This is a genomic window from Moryella indoligenes (genome assembly GCF_030812885.1).
Classification (GTDB): Bacteria; Bacillota; Clostridia; order Lachnospirales; family Lachnospiraceae; genus Moryella; species Moryella indoligenes.
The window spans coordinates 76,741-98,552 of sequence record NZ_JAUSTO010000008.1 but is presented as its reverse complement, the minus strand read 5'-3'; the positions used below and the strand labels follow the sequence as shown (position 1 = coordinate 98,552).

Here is a 21,812-nt window from a genome sequence, read left to right as displayed (position 1 = left end):
TTTTATATTTTTATGGAGGCACAACAAATGCACAACGGAACAGTTAAGTGGTTTAATGCAACTAAGGGATACGGCTTCATCACGGACGATGCTGATAAGAGCGAGATCTTCGTTCACTTCTCCGGAATCAATTCCGATGGATACAAGACACTCGAGGATGGCCAGAAGGTTACCTTCGATGTCGCAGATGGCAACAGAGGTCCGCAGGCCGTTAACGTTACCGCTGTTCAGTAATCATATACCGCAAAAGGATACGGAATCTTTGAAATAAGAATCGATGGAACGAGGAGAGCTGCCGGATGGCGGCTCTCTTTTTGTGCGGCAGGCCGCGCAACTGTCTGTTAAAATCCGGAAAACTGTGGTACGATGAGCGTATATCTATCAGAGCTTTGCATATGCATCTTATCTCAGGAGGAGCTTGAAATGCAGGAATACAGACCCGTAAAAGAAGGAAAAGTGCGCGAAATCTATGATATCGGCGGAGAACTCATCATGGTCGCGACAGACCGTATCTCCGCCTTTGACGTGATTTTGAAAAACAGGATCACCAAAAAAGGTGCGGTGCTCACCCAGATGTCACGCTTCTGGTTTGACTTCACCGGGGACATCGTTCCGAATCATATGATCAGCATCGACGGGAAGGATATGCCGGAGTATTTCCGCCAGCCGGAGTTTACGGGCAACAGCATGCTGTGCAGAAAGCTGACCATGCTGCCGATCGAGTGTATTGTCCGCGGCTATATCACAGGCAGCGGCTGGGAGAGCTACAAAAGGGAGGGAACCGTCTGCGGCATTGGCCTCCCTGCGGGGCTTAAGGAGTGCGATAAGCTCCCCGAGCCGATCTTCACCCCGAGCACCAAGGCTGAGATCGGAGATCACGACGAGAATATCAGCTTTGAGCAGAGCGTCGCGGTGCTCGAGAAGGAGTTCCCCGGAAAGGGACAGCAATACGCGGAGCAGATCCGGGACTACACCATAGCTCTGTACAAAAAGTGTGCGGACTACGCGCTGACGAAGGGCATCATCATTGCGGATACAAAGTTTGAGTTCGGCATCAATGAGCGCGGCGAGGTGATACTTGCGGACGAGATGCTGACCCCAGATTCCAGTCGTTTCTGGCCGCTGGAGGGCTATGCGCCCGGGCGCAGCCAGCCCTCCTTTGACAAGCAGTTTGTCCGCGACTGGCTCAAGGCGCATCCGGACAGCGATTATCTGCTGCCTGATGAGGTGATAGAGAAGACAATAGCAAAATATAAGGAAGCATATTTTATGCTGACCGGAAAGGAGATTGTCTGAGACACGCTCCGCATGGAGCATGTTTCAGCTGTTATGGACTGTAATCAATCAGGAAAAAATGCATTTACCTTTCGCCCGTTACTGGCAAAGGATCTGGAGCACTATGCGAAGTTCTATAATCTTCGCCCCAACAAGACTGCGGATTCCGTGCCGCTTGAGAGCTTCCTGTGGAAGGATTATTTCCATGCGCGGGCGGCTGTGACCTGCAGGAACGGAGAGCAGGTGGGCCTGCTGTGGCTCTATGGGACGGAAAAGGAGCCCTTTGCGGCGATGCCGCTCTGCTCGGACGAAAATCTGGATTTCTGCTTTTACGAGATGGAGAGCTATTTCAATGAGGTGCTGAGAAAGCCGCTTGTGATAAAGCTTGCAGATGAAGAGGCGGTTCGGGTTCTGAATCTGAAGCCGGAGAAATATCTCGTCAGAGAAGAGGCGGATGCGAAGGATTATCTCTATGAGGGGGAGGCGCTGCGCACGCTTGCGGGCAAGAAGCTGCATAAGAAAAAGAACCACTACAACAGCTTTATAAAGACCTATGGGGAGCGCTATGAGTACCGCACTTTGACGCCGGCATATCGCGATCAGATCTTTCGTTTTCTGGATCGCTGGCGCGAGACCAAGGGTATGGAGGTGGAGAAGCATCTGGATCCCGAGGTGGAAGGGATTCATGAGATACTGAAGAATCTGGAGATTCTTCCGATCCGCATGGGCGGTGTCTTTATCGACGGTGAGCTGGAGGCCTTCTCCATGGCGAGCTATAATGCCGCGGAGGACATGGCGGTGGTGCACATCGAGAAGGCAAATCCCGAGATCAACGGGCTGTATCAGGTTATTAACCGCGATTTTTTGAATCATGAATTTCCGGCGGTTGGGCTGATCAATCGTGAGGACGATCTGGGGCTTGAAGGACTGCGCCAGGCAAAGCTCAGCTACTATCCCAGCAGCTATGCGCGAAAATATCTGGTGCGACAGCACTGGAAGCCCTGATCCGGCATATGATACCCCGGCGGACGGATGCGTCTGTCGGGGTTTGCGCTATAGGGAAAGATAAGTTTCCACAGAACAAAGCTTCAGAGATGCGAAGAAGCAGCAAATGACAATGCAGGCAGGGCCTGCGCGAATCTGTGAGAGGCACCGGGCTGAGGCGGGGCCTCGGGAGTGGAAAGCAGGCGGAAGAGGTACGAGAGATGGAGATACGAAGGCTGGAGGGAGCAGAGAAGCTGCTCACAAGACCGCTGTATGAGGAGGCTTTTCCGGAGGATACGCCTCCGCTGGTAGACTACTACTATCAGTGGAAGATGGCGGAGAATGAGGTCTGGGCAGCGCTGGATCAGGGGCGAGTGGTTGGAATGCTCTGCCTGAATCCCTACCGTGTGATGCTGCGTGGGCGGGAATATGTGCTCTCCTATATCGTGGCGGTCGCGACGGCAGGGACGCATCGGCGGCAGGGCGTGATGCGCGCGGTTCTCTCTGCTGCACTCCGGGCGGAGCGCGCGAAGGGAAGACCGTTTACCTTTTTAAAGCCGGCCAATGTCGCCTACTATGAGCCCTTTCAGTTTGCTCTGGCTTCAGGGCGAAGGCACAGACGCCTGCGCGCCGATTTGCGCCTTTTTACGCGGCCGCTGCATTCGGATGATGTGGAAGCATTGGCGTTTATGAACCGCATTCTGGAGGAGAGCTACGACATTTACTGCTTTCGGGACAGAGCCTATATGGACTGCCTGTTGGCGGAGCTTTCTGCCGGGAGCGGAAGTGCAGAGCGCATTTGCCTCATAGAGAGTGGGGAGCTTGCCGGCATCAGGGTGCGGGATCTCCCGGAATTTGCGGATGAGGACTGCCGCCTCATCTCGGAGGAACGCTATACGGAGCCCGCGCGGGATGCATCGGGTGTACTGCGCCCGGATACGCCCTTTATTATGCTGCGCGTGCTGGATCTGCCGGAGCTTTTACGGAATGTTTTTCTGCGGAGGGATGTCGCCGCAGAGCAGAGAGAGCACTGTTTTTACTTTGCAGACCCCCTGCTGCCGGAAAATGATGGTGTGTGGCGCTGGACGCTGACCCATCAGGGCTCAAGGCTCTGCCGGGCGGAGGGGATATCCCCGGAGGGGCTGTTTTGCTTCACGCCGGAGCTTGTGACGCGCTGGCTCTTTCGCTATGGCGCCGCACAGGAGCTTCCGGCGTGGTGCGCGGAGCTGGAAGCCTTTCGCGGAGCTTACTTTGATGAGGAAACCTGAGGAAAGGAAGGTGCACGATGGCATTTGAGAGAGAAATCGATACCCTGAAACGCTGGATTGAAGAGAGCGGCAATATCGTCTTTTTCGGTGGCGCGGGCGTATCCACGGAGAGCGACATCCCCGATTTCAGAAGTCAGGACGGGCTGTACAGCCAGAGCTACCGCTATCCGCCGGAGCGTATCATCTGTCACAGCTTTTTCCTTTCAAATACAGAGGAGTTTTATCGCTTCTACAGAGATCGCATGATATATCCGGATGCGCGGCCGAACCGCGCACATCTGGCGCTGGCGGAGCTGGAGAGAAGCGGAAAGCTGCGAGCGGTCATCACCCAGAATATAGACGGCCTGCATCAGGCGGCGGGCAGCCGTGAGGTGCTGGAGCTGCACGGCTCAGTGCAGAGGAACCACTGTCAGCGCTGCGGGAAGTTCTATCCGCTCTCCGCGGTGGTTTCCTCTGAGAGCACAGTTCCGCGCTGTGCATGCGGCGGCATCATAAAGCCGGATGTGGTGCTGTATGAGGAGAGCCTGGACGAGGCAGTCATGCGGCGAGCCCTGGAATATATCAGTCGGGCCGATATGCTCATCATAGGGGGGACCTCTCTCGTGGTGTACCCGGCGGCAGGTCTGGTGCGCTACTATCAGGGGAAGAGGCTGGTGCTGATTAACCGCTCCGCGACCTCGATGGACGACGAGGCGGATCTCGTGATTGGCGGCAGGATAGGGGATGTGCTCGGACGGGCTGTGTTTCGGGAGTAATCAATAAAGCGGCGGTGAGGCGCATGTTCCGCCTGAAGAAAAGCGGCGCAGCGGAGCATTCACCGCACGAGCCGAAGCTTATGGGTGAGGAATGGCGGAGCTCTGCGAGAGAGGGGAGAAGATGGATATTCGTGTCGGAGATGTGGTCAGGCTGAAGAAGCCGCATCCCTGCGGGGCCTCACAGTGGGAGGTGCTGCGGATCGGGCAGGATTTTCGCTTAAAGTGTCTGGGCTGCGGGCACCAGCTCATGGTGAAGCGCAGCCTGGTGGAGAAGAATCTCAGGGAGCTCATGCGTCCCGGAGAGGTGGAAGTGCAGCTGCCCGGGACAGAGGGCGCTGTGTGCGCTTCTTCCCGTCTGAAGGGCCGGAGCTGAGAGTGCTTGGTTGAGAAGAAGAAAGAAATGCAGCAAAACTGTGTACAGGCCCTTGCAAATGCTGAACTTATCGGGTAGAATATATTACCGTGACACATTTTCCTTGCTTCCGGCACTGAACCCGGAGGCCAGAGACCAAAAGGAGGACAAGAGCAGATGAACAAATACGAATTAACGCTTGTTCTGAACGGAAAGCTCGAGGAAGACGCGAAAGCGGCGGCGCTGGAGAAGGTGCAGGGCTACATCACCCGATTCAACGGAGCTGTTGTGAACGTCGATGACTGGGGTAAGAAGAGATTTGCCTACGACATCCAGAAGATGAAAGAGGGCTTCTATTACTTCATCAAGTTCGAGACTGAAGATTCGGCCTGCGCGAATGAGCTGGAATCCAGACTTCGCATCTATGAGCCGGTCGTCAGGTATCTGATCGTTGCAGACGAAGCTGAATAATCAGAAAGAGTGAGAGTATGAACAGAGTCATTTTGATGGGCAGACTGACCAGAGATCCCGAAGTCAGATATTCCAGCGGCGAGCGCTCCATGGCAATTGCGCGCTATACTCTGGCCGTGGACAGAAGAGGCCGGAGGAATCAGGGCGGAGACCAGCAGACGGCGGATTTCATCCCCTGCGTTGCCTTCGACAGATCGGGCGAGTTTGCGGAGCGCTATTTCCGTCAGGGCATGCGCGTCCTCGTCTCCGGTCGTATACAGACCGGCAGCTATACCAACCGAGATGGACAGAAAGTTTATACGACAGAGGTCATCGTAGATGACCAGGAGTTTGCTGACAGCAAGGGTGCCGGAGCACCGGCGGGCGGCGCGCCTTCCAGTTACGGAGGCGGGCAGACGGGCGGTTACGCGGGAAGCGAGAAGCCGAGCCCCCAGAGTGCGAGCACCGAGGGATTTATGAATATCCCGGACGGAGTCGAGGACGAAGGACTTCCGTTCAACTAAACTGATTGAAGGGGGACAAGATCATGGCTTTTACCAAGAGTGAAAGACCCGATGGCCAGAGAAGCAGAAGACCGGGCGGGATGCGCAGAAGAAGAAAAGTCTGTGTGTTCTGCGCGCAGAATGCGAAGCCGATTGACTATAAGGATGTCGCTACACTGAAGAAATATATTTCCGAGAGAGGAAAGATTCTTCCGCGCCGCATCACCGGCAACTGCGCCAGACATCAGAGAGCGCTGACCGTTGCGATCAAGAGAGCACGTCACATCGCGCTGCTTCCGTACCAGGTAGATTGATCTGCCTGCATATGGCGGGAAAAGAATAGAGACAAGAAAAAAGAAGCTCGTCTGAGCTTCTTTTTTTGACGGACAAACAGTGTTTCAACTGTTTCGCGATAGCCCCTTACTCGCTCGATAAATATGCAAAAATCAGAAATCTTCAAAATCAGGACCGCCGGGCTCTATATCAGGAGCTGTGGGGTGCGGGGCGGGGGCAATGGTGGCGGAAACACTGGGTCCATCGTCGCGATGCTCCTCTGGGGGCGGATTGATGTAGTCCGGATCGTCGTAGATCTCGCTGGTTCTGTGCTCTGTCGGCGCTGCCGCGGCAGAGACCTCCGCTGTGGTAGAGGGGTGCCTGGGCGAGACGCCCGGGCCGCCGTCTACGCCGGTGATTGGCTCATAGTCATAGTCCGGGGGCAACTCCTCAGGAAGCGTATCTTCCTCGCTTGAGGCGCTTTCGGGGAGCGTATCCTCCTCCCGCCAGCGGTAGGCGTTCGGATCGTATTCGCTGGTTCCGTTGACCGCCTCATAGGCAGACTTTGCAGCCGGATTGACTGCGGTATTGAAGTAGTCGCGGATGCCGCTGTTATAGCTCACCTGTGCTCCGGTGTCGTAGTCTACCCATGCCTCTATGACAGAGGAGGGCTGGCGCCAGTCCTTTTCGGGGAGACCTTCATGGATCTCACTCATGATACGGTTCCAGATGCGGCCGGATACCGTGGCGCCATAGATGCCCGGCATGGCGCGGGGGGTGTCGTAGCCGATCCAGACGGCTGTGGTGTAGTAGGGAGTATAGCCGCAGAACCAGGTGTCCTTGGAGTCGTTTGCGGTGCCTGTCTTGCCGGCTGCCTGCTGACCGGAGATATCCAGCCCGCGACCGGTTCCGTAGGGCATGTCCATGGTGCCCTTCAGGACATCGGTAATCATATAGGCGGTGCCCTCGGTGTACACCTGTACCTTTTTTAAGTTGTCCTGCAGAAGTTCATCGCCGCTTCTGTCGTAGATGAGGCTGCGCAGGCAGCTGCGCTCGTCGTAGACGCCGCCATTTGCCAGTGTGGCATAGCCCTTGGCCATATCGACGACACGTGTGCCGTAGGTGAAACCGCCGATTGACACGGCAGCAGCACTGCTGTCCTTCCACGAGAGGGAGGAGAATTCCATCTTACCCAGGTAGGCAAGACCGTTTCGGATGCCGACCTTCTGCAGCAGCTGCCACGCGACGGTGTTCAGCGAGCGGTTCAGCGCCTCGCGTATGGGCAGGTAGCCGTGGTAGCGGCCCCCTGAGTTTTTGGGGCCGCCCTCGAACTCATGGTCGTCGATGACGTAGGAGGGATAGAAGTAGCCGGTCTCAAAGGCGGGCGCATAGTCCAGGAGGGGCTTGATGGAGGAGCCGGGCTGACGCTTTGCCAGAAAGCCGCGGTTATAGACATCCTCTGTACCTCTGCCGCCGACGATCGCCGTCACGGTGCCGGAAGCATTGTCCACAACGACAGCGGCGCCCTGCAGGGCGTATTTTCCGTTCTCCTGCCGCTCATCTGAGCGCGCATCCAGCGCATCGTCGAGCTGCTGCTGGGCGATTCGCTGTATGGAGGAGTCTAGAGTGGTGTAGATCTTGTAGCCGCCGGAGCGCACTGCTTCGCTCTTCTCGGCGAAGGCTTCTTTGTAGCTCGCCTGATATGCCTCGTACTCGTCCTTGGTGTCGAAGGTATATTGAAATTCAAAGCCGTCGTTCTTTAAGAGCTGCTGTGCGGCGCAGTAGATGGCGTAGCTCGTCTGATAGTTCTCCGGAACGCTCTCCTCGGCGACCGCGTAGATCTCCAGCGGTTTTGCCTGATATTCCTTCAGCTCGGCCTCGGTGAGATCCCCGCACGCATACATGCTGTTCAGGATCTCATTCCGCTTCCGGAGGGAGTTTTTGCTGTGGTTTACGGGCTCGTAGCTCGCCGGGCGGTTGCTGATTCCGACCAGCACGGCGGCCTCCCAGGGCTCCAGCTCGGCCGCGGTCTTGTTGAAATAGTAGCGGCTTGCCGCGCCGACACCGTAACAGCCGTGGGCATAGAAATTTCCGTTGCAGTAGAATTCAAGAATCTGATCCTTGCCGAATTTCTGTTCCAGCTGCGGAGCGATCAGTATTTCGGTGAGCTTTCGCTCGAGGGTGCGCTCCTGCGTCAGGTAGGTGTTTTTTATGACCTGCTGGGTGATGGTGGAGCCTCCCTGCGTCACCCGGCGGTTCTTCAGATAGGAGAGCGAGGCGCGGGCCATCGCCACCAGATCCACGCCGTTGTGCGAGTAGAAGCGGCGATCCTCCTGATCGATATAGGCCTTCTTGAGCCAGGGGCTTATCTCGTCGAAGGGAACATAAATATAGTGTCCGGTGTTGATGACGCCGACAAGCTGATTGTCCCTGTCGTAGATCTCTGTATCGGTGACAAGACGGAAATCCTCCTCACTCATGTGAGAGTAGGTCTCCAGCGCGCGCTCCTGCAGTCTGCGGAATTCTGGAAAAACCTTGACGAAAATGATGATGCCGATACTGAGAAGGAGCAGCATCAGGATGAGAAGCAAAAGCTTGAAGAAATGGACGATGGGATGGCGCCTGCTCTGTTTTCTTCTGGCTGTTCTTCTGTTTGCTGTATTGTTCATGGCTGCCTCCGGCTGTCACTTGATGAGATCACAGAGCTCAAAGCGTATCATCTTCTCAAGACCGTCGAGGGACAGCTCTACCTGATAACCGATCTTTCCTGCGGACATAATGATGGTTGGAAATCCGGCCGCGGTTTCGTGGATGACGGTGCGGAAATACTTTTTCATGCCGATGGGGGAACATCCTCCGTGGATATAGCCGGTGAGACCGAGCAGATCCTTGGATTTCAGCATCTCAACGGACTTCTCTCCCACTGCGGCGGCGGCTTTTTTCAGATCCAGCTCCTCCGGGCCGGGAATGACAAAGACATAATTGCGGCCGCTTTTTCCGACAGTGACGAGAGTCTTGAACACACGCTGGGGATCCTGCTGCAGAGAGGCTGCCACCTCAGTGGCGCTGACGGCCTCATCCGGGGAGTAGCGATGCTCCACATAACTCACTTTTTTGCCGTCCAGAAGGCGGCATACATTGGTTTTTTCGCTGTTTTTAGACATAACTGTAATATAGCATATCGGGAATTAATTGTGAAGGCGTGGGAAGCTGCGGAGATGGTGCGGAATCAGGGAATCTATGCTATAATTAATTTTATCTTTACATCCATTGCGCATTTGCGCAACAGGGGAGAAAAAGCAGATGAAAGAAGAAAAAAAGGCACAGGAGCTATTGCAGAGCTACCTTCGATGGGCGCTGATTCCGGCTGTGCTCTCTGTTGCCGCGGCCATTGCGCTGCTCCTTCCTGGCCGGCACGGACGAAGAGGGGCAGCCTTCATGCTCCTCGTCATTCTGGTGTTCTGTCTGCGGCTCTACTTCGGATCCAGAAAGCATATTCTGAGAGCTATGGTGAGCTATGCGGTCGCAACGGATGCGCTGCAGAAGCGTCTCTCGGACGATCTCGATGTGGCCTATGCGCTGATGGACCGCGGGGGCACTCTGGTCTGGCAGAACCGGGCGTGGAAGCGGCTGCTGAAGGGGCGGCGCCTGCATATGGGAAGGCTGGAGGAGCTCTTCCCGGAGCTCATGGCGACGCGGCTCACAGAGGTCGGGGAGTGCGAGGATTTTCACCTGAAGCTGGATGAGCTCCGGCTGCGCGTCCGGGTGACGCGCACAGGTGAGGCGATGGACCGCATCTTTGCAGTGTACCTCTATGACGAGACAGCGCTGCTCGCCCTTCAGGAGGAAAATGACAGCAGGCAGATGGTTGCGGGTCTTTTGTATCTCGACAACTATGAGGAGGCCATGGAGAGCGTCGATGAGGTGCGGCGCTCGCTGCTCACGGCGATGATAGACCGGAAGATCGTGCGCTGCTTTGACGCGCTGCATGCGATCATCCGGAAGCTGGAAAAGGACAAGTATTTCTTCGTGATTGAGCGGCAGTATCTCTATACGCTTCAGGAGAGTCAGTTCGATATACTGGAGCAGGTCAAGACAGTAAATATCGGAAATGAGATGCGCATCACTCTGTCAATCGGTATCGGAGACGGCGGCGAGAGCTACGATCAGTGCTATGAATTTGCGCGTCAGGCGATTGATATGGCGCTGGGGCGCGGCGGCGATCAGGCAGTGGTGAAGAACGCGGAGGGAATACGCTATTACGGCGGAAAGTCCAATTCCAAGGAGAAGACAACCCGCGTCAAAGCCAGGGTCAAGGCACACGCCTTCCGCGAGCTGCTGGAGAATAAGGACAGACTGTTTATTATGGGCCATAAGATGATGGATATCGACTCTCTGGGCTCGGCTATCGGTGTGTGGCGCATCGCACAGACCATGGAGAAGCGGGCGCACATCGTCGCCTCGGTGGTGAATTCCTCAGTTGGGCCTATGATGAAGCGGTTTACGGGCGGAGAGTACCCGGAGGATATGTTCATTTCGGAGGAAAAGGCGCTGGAGCTTCTGGATGAGGGCTCCGTGCTCGTTGTGGTCGATACGAACCGTCCCTCTATCGTGGAGGCCCCGAAGCTCCTTGAGGCGGCAAAGACCGTCGTGGTGCTGGATCATCACCGTCAGAGCCAGGACTACATAAAAAATGCGCAGCTCTCCTATGTGGAGACCTCCGCGTCCAGTGCCTGCGAGATGGTCTCGGAGATCGTGCAGTATATCTCGGATAATGTGAAGCTGCGCGCGGCGGAGGCGGATGCCATGTATGCGGGCATCGTGATCGATACGCATAACTTCATGAATCAGTCGGGGGTGCGCACCTTTGAGGCGGCGGCTTTCCTGCGCAGAAACGGCGCAGATGTGACGCGTGTGCGGAAGCTGTTCCGTGAGAAGCTTGAGGACTATCGCGCAAAGGCGGAGGCCATACACAATGCGGAGATCTACAGGGAGCACTTTGCTATAAGTATCTGTCCGTCAGAGGGACTTGAGAGTCCCACGGTGATCGGTGCGCAGGCGGCAAATGATCTCTTGGATATTGTGGGAATCAAGGCGAGCATCGTCCTGACCGAGTATGAGGAAAAAGTCTATGTCAGCGCTCGCTCGATTGATGAGGTAAATGTTCAGGTTATGCTGGAGAAGCTTGGCGGAGGCGGTCACAGAACCATCGCAGGCGCGCAGCTCCCCGGTGTCACAGCAGAAGATGCTGCCGCGAAGATACGGGCAGTGATAGATGAAATGCTTGAGAAAGGTGAGATATAAATTATGAAAATAGTACTTTTACAGGATGTGAAGTCACTCGGCAAGGCGGGCGCGCTGGTGGAGGTCTCTGAGGGGTATGCAAGAAATTTTCTGCTGCCGAAGAAGCTTGGTGCACCAGCAACGGCAGAGAATCTGAATACACTGAAACTCAAAAAGGCGAATGCCGACCGGATCGCGGCGGAACAGCTGGCGGAGGCGCAGGCCCTCGCGAAGCGGCTTGAGGCGGCAGAGGTGAAGCTTGCGATCAAGGGCGGAGAAAATGGAAAGACCTACGGCTCTGTCTCCACAAAGGAGATTGCAGAGGCGGTGAAGCAGCAGCTTTCTCTTGAAATTGACAGAAAGAAGATCGTGCTGGCGGAGCCGATCAAGAGCTTTGGAAGCTTTGAGACAGCGGTGAAACTGCATAAGGATGTGCAGGCGAAGCTGAAGGTTCAGGTAGTGGAGGCGTAATGGCCGAGGAAACTCTCTTAAAACGTGTGCTTCCGCACAATCTTGAAGCGGAGCAGTCCGTGATCGGCTCTATGCTGATGGATAAGGAGGCGGTTGCTGCGGCGCTGGATATCTGTGCCGCAGACGATTTCTACTCCAGACAGTATGCGGCTGTGTTCGAGTGCATGGGCGAGCTCTTTAATGAGGGAAAACCAATCGATCTGGTGACAGTGCAGGAGAAGCTGAAGGAGAAGGATGTTCCGCCTGAGGTTGGCAGCATTGATTTTGTGCGGAGCATCGTGGAAAATGTTCCTACCTCCGCGAATATCAAGGCCTATGCCCGCATCGTCCACGACAAGGCGGTGAAGCGCCGGCTGATCCGGGTCAATGAGGAGATCGAGAACAGCTGTTATGCGGACAGGGACGAGGTGGATGTGCTCTTGCAGGAGACGGAGGAGAAGATATTCCGGCTTCTGCAGGCAAAGGGCGCGTCGGAATTTGTTCCAATCGATCAGGTGACGATCAATGTCATGGAGAAGATTCAGGAGGCTTATATGAGCGGGGCGGCGGTGACCGGTATTCCGACGGGCTTTCTGGATCTGGACAGCAAGACAAGCGGTATGCAGCCCTCAGATTTGATTCTGATTGCGGCGCGTCCCTCCATGGGAAAGACGGCCTTTGTTCTGAATGTGGTGGAGCACGCCGCAGTGAAGAAGGGGCTCTCCTGCATGATCTTCTCTCTGGAGATGAGCAAGGAGCAGCTGGTGAATCGTATACTCTCCATGGAATCCGGGATTGATGCGCAGAAGATGCGCACCGGTTCACTGACGCCGACAGATTTTGACCAGCTGCTGGCGGCAGCGGTTCGCGTGTCGGGCAGCAGCAATCTGCTGATCGACGACACCCCCGGCATCAGCATCGGGGAGCTGCGGAGCAAGTGCAGGAAGCGCAAGCTTGAGAGCGGACTGGATCTTGTGATTATCGACTATCTGCAGCTCATGAGCGGCAGCGGGCGCTCCGGGGAGAACCGTCAACAGGAGATATCGGAGATCTCGCGAAGCTTAAAGGCACTGGCCCGTGAACTCAAGGCGCCGGTCATTGCGCTCTCGCAGCTGTCGCGCGCCTGCGAGACGCGTCCGGATCATCGTCCCATGCTCTCTGATCTCCGAGAGTCGGGGGCAATTGAGCAGGATGCCGATGTCGTGATGTTTCTGTACAGGGACGATTACTATAATAAGGATACGGAGCACCCGAATGAGGCGGAGGTCATCATTGCCAAGCAGAGAAACGGCCCGATTGGGACGGTGACGTTGCTCTGGAAGCCGGACACGACGAGATTTGTAAATATTGCGAGGTGAAGCAAAATAGTGTTCAGATGATTTTCCAAACTGCGCATAGAACGAACCGGCGCGGCAGTATGAAGACTGCCGCGCCGGTTCGTTCTCTTCAGAGAAGGGATATCTTTTTCGCACTTCTCCCAGAGTGACTGTATTCAGTTTGCGCTCGCCGCGAGCTCGTTCTGGAGCTGCCGCTCCTCCGCGGAGAGCGTTGCGGTGCCGGCTGCGACTGCCGCGGCCTTCTCCTGCTCCGCGGCGGCAGCAGCTGCGATGGCTGCCTGTGCCTCCGGAGAGGAGGGATCGGTCGGATCCCAGGTCTGCTCGCGCGGGATGGGCATCTCAATCGCATCCTTCTCCACCGGGCCCTTGTCCCATTTGTCCTCATAGATATGGACTCTAGTTCCCTTCGGGCAGTTCTGGTAGACCCAGTAGGAGTTGCCGGTCAGGAGGCGGATACAGCCGCCGGAGGCCGCATCATCGATATAGTTGTAGGTGATTGCGTCGAGCTCCAGCCTGGAGCTGTAGTACAGGATCGAGTGAATGATGAAGCCTTTGAAGAAGCGGCTTAAGTACTTGCAGTAGATATCGTCGTGCATGAACTTCACATCATACTTCACATAGGTGTTGTAATCTCCCAGCGGGGTGTCCGGCCCGCAGGTGGAGTTGAAGGTCTTGAACGGGATGATATAGCCGTTGTCCCCATCCTTCGCAAGCACATACATGGTGCGGGTCGCCTTGTTGTAATTGATCTGATAGCTGGGCTGAAGTCCCATGACGGGCTCCAGGTCCGTCACGACGCTGCCGTCAGAGTTGAAGTAGTACTTGTAGCCGTTGATATACTGCCAGCCCTGTGCGGGCGCGCTGTCGATGAAGTAGTACTGTGTGTTGTCGATAAAGCCCCAGCCGGTGTAGGGCTGGCCGTTGTGGCTTGAGTAGTGTACGCCGCTGCCGTCAAGGTATGCGCCCTCATAGGCGGAGCCGGCCATGAGATTCTTTGAGGCGTAGGGGAAGTGCTCTGTGTTGTGCCAGAAGCCCACACGGATTCCTACGATGTAGCGGTCGGAACCCATGGTGCCGGCGGTCTGGCCGTTCTTTGCCCAGTCGAGCACGGTTCCGTCGCTCAGCATGACCTTGTAGTAGATGTCGTTCAGCGTGTGTGCATAGCCCTTTGCGCGGATCTGGATGGCCTGTACCTTGGAGCCGTCCTCGTTGTAGGGGGTGAGCTCCTTTGAGGTGGCCCAGGGGCTCCAGCCGTGCGCATCGGTGTAGGTGCGGTAGTAGAGCCGCGCGACGCCGGTGTGTACCATGTAGAACTTGGAAAAGCCGCCGGCGTTAAAGAGCCCCTTGCCCGCATCGTTCGTTGCAGTGTAGTTAATCTGATTGCCGTTCTGATCCATCATTTTATAGGTCGCGATGTGCACCTGCCCGAGGATGGGGTCGGCGGGCGTGTTTCCGGTGCCGAGCGCGTCGAAGCCGGCGCCGTCAAAGATCGCCTGAAGGTCTGCGCCGCTCGCGGATTCTGCGAGCGCTACGGTGCCGGGAAGGCTGTAGTCACTGTTCACCGATCTTGTGCTGAAGCTGGAGACTGGGGAACTGCTCTCGGTCGCGGCGTCGGACTCCTCGATTGCTGTCGCGCCGATTTGCGGTGCGCCGCTCTCCTGAGATGCGCTCTCCTGCGCCGCAGGAGCCGCCGTGTCTCCGGAAACAGCAGTCTGCGGGACAGTCTGCTCGCCGGGGGCGCTCACGACTCCGTCCGCTGTGGGCGCGCTGTTGTCACGGGGCGTCAGGGAACTGGTCTCCGTGTCGCCGCGGTTCACGCGGTGCACGACGCCCGCCTGTGCCGCGGAGGGAAGGGATAAACACATGGAGGCAGAGAGCAGCAGAGCTGCCGCGCCTCGAATGGAAAGCTTCATACTATCATTACCTCCTGATAAAAGCTGATCTGTTGTCACTATAAACTCTATTGTATCATAGCACTCCTGCCGGTGAAGCGGTTCTTACAGTTTACTTACAAAGCATCCAGCAGGGGTAGCTTAAGATTCCTCTGCTTGGCGGCGAAGTCATCACGCTGTCCTTATTCCGGGTAATGCAGGCGATCGGGCGCGGGGTGCGCGAGCACCTCTTCCAGGTAGCGCTTCGCGATCCACTTCGCCATGGGGAGATTCATATCCAGATAATTACCGCAGTCGTGCGCGGACGCGCCCGGAACCTCACCCTCAAAATCCCGGACGAAGGTAAAGAGGGCGCGCACCAGCGGCAGCACCTCCTCGGAGCTCAGCTTTCCTGCAAGAAGCATATAGAAACCGGTGCGGCAGCCCATCGGGCCGAAGTAGATGGTTCGCTCCGCCCAGTCGGGGTGATTTCTCAGAAAGCTGGCCCCGAGATGCTCGATGGTGTGTATCTCTGCGGTGTTCATGACCGGCTCGCAATTCGGTCGTGTGATGCGCAGATCAAAGGTAGATATGACGGCGCCGCCGGCGTGATCCCTGCGGGAGAGGTACACGCCGGGGAGCAGCCTCAGATGATTTACGGTAAAGCTCGCTATTTTTTTCATGGGACCTCGTTTTCTGCAAAGCGGGGGCGCGAAAAGGCGCCTTCATTGACTTTTGGAACTGCCGATGCTAAAGTGTAACATTAACATAAGTAGAAACACAATTCAAGCAGGGAGAGATACAGAGCATGAAGACAGTGATAGTGACGGCGATCGGGTCATTTTCCGCGGCGGCCGTGATTCGCGGCTGCCGGGAGGCGGGCCTTCGCATCGTCGGGACGGATCTTAACGCGCCGGAGCTGCTTGCGGAGAGTGTGGAGCTGGATCGCTTTGTGCAGCTGCCGCGCTATGACGCGGGGCGCGCTTATCTGGACGGGATGCTTGCGCTCTGCAGGGAGGAGGGAGCGGCAGCCATCTTGCCGCTGACCGACGCAGAGCTGGATATCCTGAATGCAGCGAGAGAGGAGCTGCTGCCGACGGAGCTCTGGAGCCCGGCGCCCGCCGCAGTGCTCGCCGCGCGGGACAAGCGGCGCAGCAGAGAGGCGGCGGAGCGCGTGTTTGCGAAGCCGCAGTTTGCGGAGCGCTTCTCTGCAATTCCGACATTGACTTTTCAGGACGCGGAAAATGCGCCCCTCCCGCTGGTCCTGAAGCCCTTTGACGGCAGAAGCAGCGAGGGGCTCTACCGGGTGACGACGGAGGCAGAGCGTCAGGCCTGTCTTGAGGGACTGCGGGCGCAGGGCAGAGCGGAGCGCTATCTCGCACAGCCGCTGATCTCCGGATCGGTGGTCTGTGTGGATACCGTGCGGGATATGGCGGGCCACTGTATCGCACTGCCGCGGGAGGAATATCTCCGGACGCCGAACGGCGCGGGACTATCTGTCCATGTGTTTCGGGACACACTGCTTGAGGCGCTCTGCGGGGCTCTCTCCGAGGAGCTCGGAATCTGCGGCTGCGTCAATTATGAATTTATCCATGCAGAGGACGGCCGTTACTTCTTCCTGGAGTGCAATCCGCGCTTCTCCGGCGGGGTCGGCTTCAGCGCTGCGGCGGGCTGCGATATGGTGCGAATGCATCTTAATATCTGCTCCGGAGGGGCGGTGGATTCGGAGAATCCAGCGAAAGACTGCTGGATTGTCAAGAAATATATAGAAGTAGTTACGAAATAATGTTAAAATAATCTGTACTTTTATGCGCTTGAATGGAGCAACTGAATGAAAAAAATTACGAGAAGGCACGCGCTTCTGCTTCTGCTGATCGCAGTGCTTGCGCTGCTCTGCGGTCTGAAGCTCGCAGAGCGTGCCGCGCATATCAGAAAATATGAGGCGCTGTCAGAGACGGTGACACGCACAGAGGAAGAGGCCGCCCCTGTGGATCAGGCAAAGAGCGGTGTGATCGATCCGGACGCGGAGCGCATCATTGATTTTGCTGCGCTGAAGGAACGAAATGAGGACGTCGTGGCCTGGCTCTACATCCCCGGTACGGTGATCAACTATCCCATACTCTGGAAGGAGGCGGACAATGACTACTATCTCCGCCGGGATATCGACAGAACGGAGGGCTCCTACGACGGCGTCTATCTGGACGGGGACGATCTGCCGGATTTCTCAAAGCTTCAGAATCTGTTCTACGGGCATCACATGAAGAACAAGACCATGTTCACTGCGATCTGTGATTTTAAGGACGAGCGGTTCTTTCAGGAGCACAGCAGAGCATATCTCTACACGGAGGAGAAGACCTTTATCCTGCGGCCCATCGCCTGCCTCTACACGGATGCAGGTGCGGAGAAGCGCCGCATAGACTTTGCGGACCGCATGGAGTTCGACGCCTATGTGGATGCTATGACGGCGGGCTGCAGCTTTCGGGACATTCCGGCGCAGGGGGTGGACAGGCTCTTCAGCTTTGTCACCTGCTCCTATGAGTTTGACAATGCGAGAACCATACTGTACTGCTGTGAGACAGACGCCGCGGGCCATCCGGTGAAGCCGGGGGAGATCACGCCGGCGGTGCAGACGGCAGAGGGGATGAAAGGAGATATGGAGCAATGAAGGGAATCGTACTTGCCGGGGGCTCCGGCACGAGACTGTATCCGCTGACGAAGGTCACGAGCAAGCAGCTGCTTCCGGTCTATGACAAGCCGATGATCTACTATCCGCTGTCGGTGCTGATGTCTGCGGGCATACGGGAGATACTCATCATCTCCACTCCGGAGGACACGCCGCGCTTCCGGGAGCTGCTGGGAGACGGGCATCAGTTTGGGCTGGAGCTCTCCTACAAGGTGCAGCCGAGCCCGGACGGGCTGGCGCAGGCCTTCATACTGGGAGAGGAGTTCATCGGAGCGGACAGCGTCGCTATGATACTGGGAGACAATATCTTCGCGGGACACGGACTCGGCAAGCGCCTGAAGGAAGCTGCGGCGCGGGAGCGCGGTGCGACGATATTCGGCTATTACGTGGACGATCCGGAGCGCTTCGGCATCGTGGAATTTGACCAGAACGGCAGGGCCGTCTCCATCGAGGAGAAGCCGGAGAAGCCGAAGTCCAATTACTGCGTGACGGGGCTCTACTTCTATGACAATCGCGCGGTGGAGTTTGCAAAGAGCTTAAAGCCGAGCGCCCGGGGAGAGCTGGAGATCACCGACTTAAACCGCATCTATCTGGAGCGGGGAGAGCTCGAGGTGACGCTGCTCGGGCAGGGCTTCACCTGGCTGGACACGGGCACACACGCCTCTCTGGTCGAGGCGACGAATTTTGTCTACACCATGGAGACGCATCAGCACAGGAAGCTCGCCTGCCTCGAGGAGATCGCCTATCTGAACGGCTGGATCAGCCGGGAGGCGCTGGAGGAGGCCTATGAGAGCATGAAGAAGAACGAGTACGGACGCTACTTAAGAGATGTGCTGGACGGTAAGTATCTGGTGCGCTGAGAGCGGCAGAAAGCGGTGGCGGCATGCCCCGCATGAAGCTTAAGGCGGGAGGCCGGCATCAACCGCGTCCTGACATGCAGAGCGGCGGCAGGAAACAGGGATTGCACTATCAAGAAAAGCAGAGGAAAAACAGATGAAAATAATCGTGACGGGCGGCGCGGGCTTTATCGGGAGCAATTTCGTGCAGTATGAGGTGAATAAATATCCGGAGGACGAGATCATCAACCTCGATCTTCTGACCTACGCGGGGAATCTGGAGAGCGTGAAGCCGGTGGAGGACAGGCCGAACTACCGCTTTGTCCGGGGAGATATCGCGGACCGGGATTTTATTTTTGCGCTCTTTGAGAAGGAGAGGCCGGATATTGTGGTGAATTTTGCGGCGGAATCCCATGTGGATCGCTCGATCACGGATCCGGAGATCTTTGTGCGCACAAATGTCGTCGGAACCACAACGCTTCTCGACGCGTGCAGGAAGTACGGAATACGACGCTATCATCAGGTCTCAACGGATGAGGTGTACGGAGATCTGCCGCTGGACAGACCGGAGCTTTTCTTCACGGAAGAGACACCGATTCACACCTCCAGCCCCTACTCCAGTGCAAAGGCGAGTGCAGATCTCTTTGTGATGGCCTATCACAGAACCTACGGACTGCCGGTGACGATCAGCCGCTGCTCGAATAATTACGGGCCCTACCACTTTCCGGAGAAGCTGATTCCGCTTGTGATAAGCCGCGCGCTGAATGATGAGGAGATCCCGGTGTACGGAAACGGGGAAAATGTCCGCGACTGGCTGTATGTCACAGATCACTGCTCGGCGATAGATCTCGTGGTGCGAGAGGGAAGAGAGGGAGAGGTCTATAACATCGGAGGACACAATGAGCGCAGCAATCTGGAGGTCGTGAAGACGATCCTGAAGGCGCTCGATAAGCCGGAGAGCCTCATTCAGTATGTGAAGGACCGTCCGGGACATGATCTGCGCTACGCGATGGATCCGACGAAGATCGAGACAGAGCTTCACTGGAAGCCGGAGTATACCTTTGATACGGGGATCCCGGTCACAATTCAGTGGTATCTCGACCACAAGGACTGGTGGGAGCATATCGTGAACGGAGAATACCGGTCTTATTTTGATAAGATGTACGGCGACAGACTGTGAGTGTGTGAGAGTCGGGAGGGGTTTGATGAAGGTATTTGTGACAGGTGTCGCAGGGCAGCTGGGACATGATGTGATGAATGAGCTCGCAGAGCGGGGCTTTGAGGCGGTCGGCTCCGATCTCGCGCCGGAGTACAGCGGGATACAGGACGGGACGGCAGTGACCTTTCTTCCGTATGTCTCTCTGGATATCACAGATGAGACAGCGGTGATGGCCGTGCTCGGAGAGCAGAGGCCCGACGCGATCGTGCACTGTGCGGCGTGGACTGCGGTGGACGCTGCGGAGGATGAGGACAAGAAGGACAGGGTCTACGAGATCAATGCGGGCGGCACGGAGCATATCGCCCGTGCGTGCAGGCTGCTCGGCTGCAAGATGATCTACATCAGCACGGACTATGTCTTCAACGGGAAGGGCACTGCGCCCTGGGAGCCGGATTGCAGAGACTTCTCTCCGCTCAGCACCTATGGCAGGAGCAAGCTGGACGGGGAGCTCGCGGTCAGCGGTCTACTGGAGAAATATTTTATTGTCCGCATCGCTTGGGTTTTCGGCGTAAATGGGAAGAATTTCATCCGCACCATGCTCTCGGTCGGAAAGAATCACGACACGGTGCGCGTGGTCTCGGATCAGATCGGAACGCCGACCTATACGCTGGATCTCGCGCGGCTTCTGGTCGATATGCTGGAGACCGAGAAGTATGGCTGCTACCACGTCACAAACGAGGGCGCTTATATCTCCTGGTATGACTTTACCTGCGAGATTTACCGTCAGGCGGGGCTTCAGACGAAGGTCGTGCCGGTGACGACAGAGGAGTACGGCCTCTCGAAGGCTGCAAGGCCGGAGAACAGCAGACTGGATCGCTCCAAGCTGGTCAGGGAGGGCTTCACGCCGCTTCCGGACTGGAAGGACGCGCTGCGCCGGTATCTGGAAATTTTAAGAGCAAATGGAGAAATTTAATGGGTAAATATTTTGGGACGGACGGCTTCCGCGGGGAGGCAAATGTGACGCTCACGCCGCGCCATGCATTTCTGGTGGGAAGGTTTCTGGGCTGGTACTACGGACAGAAGCCGAAGGGCGAGCGCTGCTGCGTCGCGATCGGCAAGGACACGCGGCGCTCCAGCTACATGCTGGAGGATGCGCTGTCTGCGGGTCTCACGGCGAGCGGCGCAGATGTGTATCTGCTGCATGTGACGCCGACCCCGAGCGTGGCCTATGTTGTGCGGACGGAGGATTTCGACTGCGGCATCATGATCAGCGCGAGCCACAATCCCTTCTACGACAACGGAATCAAGCTGATCAACGGCAGCGGAGAGAAGATGGAGGAGTCTGTGATCCGGGAGATCGAGGCCTGGATCGACGGCACGCCGGCGGAGCTGCCGCTCGCAAGGCGGGACGGAATCGGCCGTACCGTCGATTTCTCCGCGGGTCGGAACCGCTATATCGGCCATCTCATCGCACTCGCAACGCGCTCATTTAAGAATAAGAGGATTGCGCTGGACTGCGCAAACGGCTCCGCGTCCTCCATTGCAAAGCATGTCTTTGACGCGCTCGGCGCGCAGACTGTGGTGATCCACGATGAGCCCAACGGCACGAACATCAATCAGAACTGCGGTTCCACCCATATGGAGGAGCTCATTGAACTTGTGAAGCGGGAGCACTGCGATGTCGGCTTTGCCTTTGACGGCGATGCGGATCGCTGCCTCGCAGTGGACGATCTGGGACGCGAGGTCAATGGCGATCTGATACTCTACGTCTGCGGAAAGTACATGAAGCAGTGCGGAGAGCTCGCAAACAACAAGGTGGTCACGACGGTGATGTCGAATTTCGGTCTCTACAAGGCCTTTGACCGCGCAGGCATCGCCTATGAGAAGACGCAGGTCGGAGACAAGTATGTCTACGAGAATATGCAGGCGCAGGGCAACCGCCTGGGAGGCGAGCAGTCCGGACACATTATTTTCTCCAAGTATGAGACGACGGGAGACGGTATGGTCACGGCGCTGAAGCTTATGGAGGTGCTGCTGGAGCTGAAACAGCCGCTCTCAAAGCTTGTGTCGGAGGTGCATATCTACCCGCAGCTTTTGAAGAATGTGCGTGTCGCGGACAAGGAGGCGGCACAACAGCATCCGGAGGTGCTGAAGGCGGTTGCTGCGGCGGAGCAGAGGCTCGGCGGCGACGGACGCATACTGCTTCGCGCGAGCGGGACTGAGCCGCTGGTGCGCGTGATGGCAGAGGCGGCGACAGATCAGCTGTGCTCTGAGAGCGTCGCATCCATCATTGCGGTGATGGAGCGCGAGGGCCTTGTCACAGCGGACTGAAG

The 21,812-nt window shown here is 56.8% G+C and carries 22 protein-coding genes; 18 read left to right on the top strand and 4 right to left on the bottom strand.

Annotation, left to right across the window (positions count from 1 at the left end; translation table 11 throughout):
* The first annotated feature begins 27 nt into the window (after nt 1–27).
* The 9 genes from J2S20_RS07580 to rpsR all read left to right on the top strand — a co-directional run bounded on the left by J2S20_RS07580 (nt 28) and on the right by rpsR (nt 5,901).
* A complete protein-coding gene (locus J2S20_RS07580) occupies nt 28–234 on the top strand; it encodes a cold-shock protein (protein ID WP_106612116.1) in 207 nt (68 codons plus the stop codon).
* A 189-nt stretch (nt 235–423) separates the two neighbouring features.
* The gene (locus tag J2S20_RS07575) at nt 424–1,296 is read left to right on the top strand and encodes a phosphoribosylaminoimidazolesuccinocarboxamide synthase (protein WP_307254709.1); all 873 of its coding nucleotides are present in this window, start codon (nt 424–426) and stop codon (nt 1,294–1,296) included.
* A gap of 12 nt (nt 1,297–1,308) precedes the next feature.
* Nucleotides 1,309–2,280, top strand: coding sequence for a DUF2156 domain-containing protein (locus tag J2S20_RS07570; RefSeq protein ID WP_242934005.1), 972 nt, complete (start codon nt 1,309–1,311; stop codon nt 2,278–2,280).
* 137 nt (nt 2,281–2,417) lie between these two features.
* Nucleotides 2,418–3,527 carry a GNAT family N-acetyltransferase gene (locus J2S20_RS07565; RefSeq protein WP_307254706.1) on the top strand — a complete coding sequence of 370 codons (1,110 nt, stop codon included), beginning with the start codon at nt 2,418–2,420 and terminating at the stop codon, nt 3,525–3,527.
* Nucleotides 3,528–3,544: 17 nt separating this feature from the next.
* Nucleotides 3,545–4,282 (top strand): NAD-dependent protein deacylase, encoded by a 738-nt coding sequence (locus J2S20_RS07560; protein WP_307254704.1) that lies wholly within the window; start codon nt 3,545–3,547, stop codon nt 4,280–4,282.
* 91 nt (nt 4,283–4,373) lie between these two features.
* Entirely contained in the window at nt 4,374–4,655 is a 282-nt protein-coding gene (locus J2S20_RS07555; protein WP_330692790.1) for a DUF951 domain-containing protein, read from the top strand.
* Nucleotides 4,656–4,811: 156 nt separating this feature from the next.
* Nucleotides 4,812–5,105, top strand: coding sequence for a 30S ribosomal protein S6 (rpsF, locus tag J2S20_RS07550; protein WP_106612112.1), 294 nt, complete (start codon nt 4,812–4,814; stop codon nt 5,103–5,105).
* 17 nt (nt 5,106–5,122) lie between these two features.
* Nucleotides 5,123–5,608 (top strand): single-stranded DNA-binding protein, encoded by a 486-nt coding sequence (locus J2S20_RS07545; protein WP_106612111.1) that lies wholly within the window; start codon nt 5,123–5,125, stop codon nt 5,606–5,608.
* Nucleotides 5,609–5,631: 23 nt separating this feature from the next.
* Nucleotides 5,632–5,901, top strand: a complete 270-nt coding sequence (rpsR, locus tag J2S20_RS07540; protein WP_106612110.1) for a 30S ribosomal protein S18 — start codon at nt 5,632–5,634, stop codon at nt 5,899–5,901.
* Nucleotides 5,902–6,033: 132 nt separating this feature from the next.
* On the opposite strand, the gene J2S20_RS07535 is transcribed toward rpsR, so the two are convergent.
* Both J2S20_RS07535 and ybaK read right to left on the bottom strand, forming a co-directional pair.
* Nucleotides 6,034–8,529, bottom strand: coding sequence for a transglycosylase domain-containing protein (locus J2S20_RS07535; RefSeq protein WP_307254701.1), 2,496 nt, complete (start codon nt 8,527–8,529; stop codon nt 6,034–6,036).
* 15 nt (nt 8,530–8,544) lie between these two features.
* On the bottom strand, nt 8,545–9,024 hold the full coding sequence (ybaK, locus tag J2S20_RS07530; protein ID WP_106612108.1) for a Cys-tRNA(Pro) deacylase: 480 nt from the start codon (nt 9,022–9,024) through the stop codon (nt 8,545–8,547).
* Between the two features lie 139 nt (nt 9,025–9,163).
* Between ybaK and J2S20_RS07525 the strand changes: the two genes are divergently transcribed.
* The 3 genes from J2S20_RS07525 to dnaB are packed head-to-tail and all read left to right on the top strand — an operon-like array spanning nt 9,164 to nt 12,951.
* A complete protein-coding gene (locus J2S20_RS07525; protein WP_307254699.1) occupies nt 9,164–11,164 on the top strand; it encodes a DHH family phosphoesterase in 2,001 nt (666 codons plus the stop codon).
* A 3-nt stretch (nt 11,165–11,167) separates the two neighbouring features.
* Nucleotides 11,168–11,614 carry a 50S ribosomal protein L9 gene (gene rplI / locus J2S20_RS07520; RefSeq protein ID WP_106612106.1) on the top strand — a complete coding sequence of 149 codons (447 nt, stop codon included), beginning with the start codon at nt 11,168–11,170 and terminating at the stop codon, nt 11,612–11,614.
* A complete protein-coding gene (gene dnaB / locus J2S20_RS07515) occupies nt 11,614–12,951 on the top strand; it encodes a replicative DNA helicase (protein ID WP_106612105.1) in 1,338 nt (445 codons plus the stop codon). Before rplI ends, dnaB begins: the two co-directional genes overlap by 1 nt.
* A gap of 134 nt (nt 12,952–13,085) precedes the next feature.
* On the opposite strand, the gene J2S20_RS07510 is transcribed toward dnaB, so the two are convergent.
* Both J2S20_RS07510 and J2S20_RS07505 read right to left on the bottom strand, forming a co-directional pair.
* The gene (locus J2S20_RS07510; RefSeq protein ID WP_307254694.1) at nt 13,086–14,843 is read right to left on the bottom strand and encodes a L,D-transpeptidase family protein; all 1,758 of its coding nucleotides are present in this window, start codon (nt 14,841–14,843) and stop codon (nt 13,086–13,088) included.
* A 161-nt stretch (nt 14,844–15,004) separates the two neighbouring features.
* The gene (locus J2S20_RS07505) at nt 15,005–15,484 is read right to left on the bottom strand and encodes an S-ribosylhomocysteine lyase (protein ID WP_307254692.1); all 480 of its coding nucleotides are present in this window, start codon (nt 15,482–15,484) and stop codon (nt 15,005–15,007) included.
* 125 nt (nt 15,485–15,609) lie between these two features.
* Between J2S20_RS07505 and J2S20_RS07500 the strand changes: the two genes are divergently transcribed.
* The 6 genes from J2S20_RS07500 to glmM all read left to right on the top strand — a co-directional run bounded on the left by J2S20_RS07500 (nt 15,610) and on the right by glmM (nt 21,810).
* Nucleotides 15,610–16,587, top strand: coding sequence for an ATP-grasp domain-containing protein (locus tag J2S20_RS07500; protein ID WP_307254690.1), 978 nt, complete (start codon nt 15,610–15,612; stop codon nt 16,585–16,587).
* 45 nt (nt 16,588–16,632) lie between these two features.
* Nucleotides 16,633–17,466, top strand: coding sequence for a class B sortase (locus J2S20_RS07495; RefSeq protein ID WP_307254688.1), 834 nt, complete (start codon nt 16,633–16,635; stop codon nt 17,464–17,466).
* Nucleotides 17,463–18,344 (top strand): glucose-1-phosphate thymidylyltransferase RfbA, encoded by an 882-nt coding sequence (gene rfbA, locus J2S20_RS07490; protein WP_106612100.1) that lies wholly within the window; start codon nt 17,463–17,465, stop codon nt 18,342–18,344. Before J2S20_RS07495 ends, rfbA begins: the two co-directional genes overlap by 4 nt.
* A 133-nt stretch (nt 18,345–18,477) precedes the next feature.
* Nucleotides 18,478–19,500 (top strand): dTDP-glucose 4,6-dehydratase, encoded by a 1,023-nt coding sequence (rfbB, locus tag J2S20_RS07485; RefSeq protein WP_307254683.1) that lies wholly within the window; start codon nt 18,478–18,480, stop codon nt 19,498–19,500.
* Nucleotides 19,501–19,525: 25 nt separating this feature from the next.
* Nucleotides 19,526–20,452, top strand: coding sequence for a dTDP-4-dehydrorhamnose reductase (gene rfbD, locus J2S20_RS07480; protein ID WP_106612098.1), 927 nt, complete (start codon nt 19,526–19,528; stop codon nt 20,450–20,452).
* A complete protein-coding gene (gene glmM / locus J2S20_RS07475; RefSeq protein ID WP_106612097.1) occupies nt 20,452–21,810 on the top strand; it encodes a phosphoglucosamine mutase in 1,359 nt (452 codons plus the stop codon). Before rfbD ends, glmM begins: the two co-directional genes overlap by 1 nt.
* Nucleotides 21,811–21,812 lie beyond the last annotated feature (2 nt).

Excerpts from the sequence above, each read along its gene's own strand:
- J2S20_RS07580 (WP_106612116.1), top strand. The coding sequence starts at position 28 with ATGCACAACGGAACAGTTAAGTGGTTTAATGCAACTAAGGGATACGGC.
- J2S20_RS07575 (WP_307254709.1), top strand. The coding sequence starts at position 424 with ATGCAGGAATACAGACCCGTAAAAGAAGGAAAAGTGCGCGAAATCTAT.
- J2S20_RS07570 (WP_242934005.1), top strand. The coding sequence starts at position 1,309 with ATGGAGCATGTTTCAGCTGTTATGGACTGTAATCAATCAGGAAAAAAT.
- J2S20_RS07560 (WP_307254704.1), top strand. The coding sequence starts at position 3,545 with ATGGCATTTGAGAGAGAAATCGATACCCTGAAACGCTGGATTGAAGAG.
- J2S20_RS07555 (WP_330692790.1), top strand. The coding sequence starts at position 4,374 with ATGGCGGAGCTCTGCGAGAGAGGGGAGAAGATGGATATTCGTGTCGGA.
- rpsF (WP_106612112.1), top strand. The coding sequence starts at position 4,812 with ATGAACAAATACGAATTAACGCTTGTTCTGAACGGAAAGCTCGAGGAA.
- J2S20_RS07545 (WP_106612111.1), top strand. The coding sequence starts at position 5,123 with ATGAACAGAGTCATTTTGATGGGCAGACTGACCAGAGATCCCGAAGTC.
- rpsR (WP_106612110.1), top strand. The coding sequence starts at position 5,632 with ATGGCTTTTACCAAGAGTGAAAGACCCGATGGCCAGAGAAGCAGAAGA.
- J2S20_RS07535 (WP_307254701.1), bottom strand. The coding sequence starts at position 8,529 with ATGAACAATACAGCAAACAGAAGAACAGCCAGAAGAAAACAGAGCAGG.
- ybaK (WP_106612108.1), bottom strand. The coding sequence starts at position 9,024 with ATGTCTAAAAACAGCGAAAAAACCAATGTATGCCGCCTTCTGGACGGC.
- J2S20_RS07525 (WP_307254699.1), top strand. The coding sequence starts at position 9,164 with ATGAAAGAAGAAAAAAAGGCACAGGAGCTATTGCAGAGCTACCTTCGA.
- rplI (WP_106612106.1), top strand. The coding sequence starts at position 11,168 with ATGAAAATAGTACTTTTACAGGATGTGAAGTCACTCGGCAAGGCGGGC.
- dnaB (WP_106612105.1), top strand. The coding sequence starts at position 11,614 with ATGGCCGAGGAAACTCTCTTAAAACGTGTGCTTCCGCACAATCTTGAA.
- J2S20_RS07510 (WP_307254694.1), bottom strand. The coding sequence starts at position 14,843 with ATGAAGCTTTCCATTCGAGGCGCGGCAGCTCTGCTGCTCTCTGCCTCC.
- J2S20_RS07505 (WP_307254692.1), bottom strand. The coding sequence starts at position 15,484 with ATGAAAAAAATAGCGAGCTTTACCGTAAATCATCTGAGGCTGCTCCCC.
- J2S20_RS07500 (WP_307254690.1), top strand. The coding sequence starts at position 15,610 with ATGAAGACAGTGATAGTGACGGCGATCGGGTCATTTTCCGCGGCGGCC.
- J2S20_RS07495 (WP_307254688.1), top strand. The coding sequence starts at position 16,633 with ATGAAAAAAATTACGAGAAGGCACGCGCTTCTGCTTCTGCTGATCGCA.
- rfbA (WP_106612100.1), top strand. The coding sequence starts at position 17,463 with ATGAAGGGAATCGTACTTGCCGGGGGCTCCGGCACGAGACTGTATCCG.
- rfbB (WP_307254683.1), top strand. The coding sequence starts at position 18,478 with ATGAAAATAATCGTGACGGGCGGCGCGGGCTTTATCGGGAGCAATTTC.
- rfbD (WP_106612098.1), top strand. The coding sequence starts at position 19,526 with ATGAAGGTATTTGTGACAGGTGTCGCAGGGCAGCTGGGACATGATGTG.
- glmM (WP_106612097.1), top strand. The coding sequence starts at position 20,452 with ATGGGTAAATATTTTGGGACGGACGGCTTCCGCGGGGAGGCAAATGTG.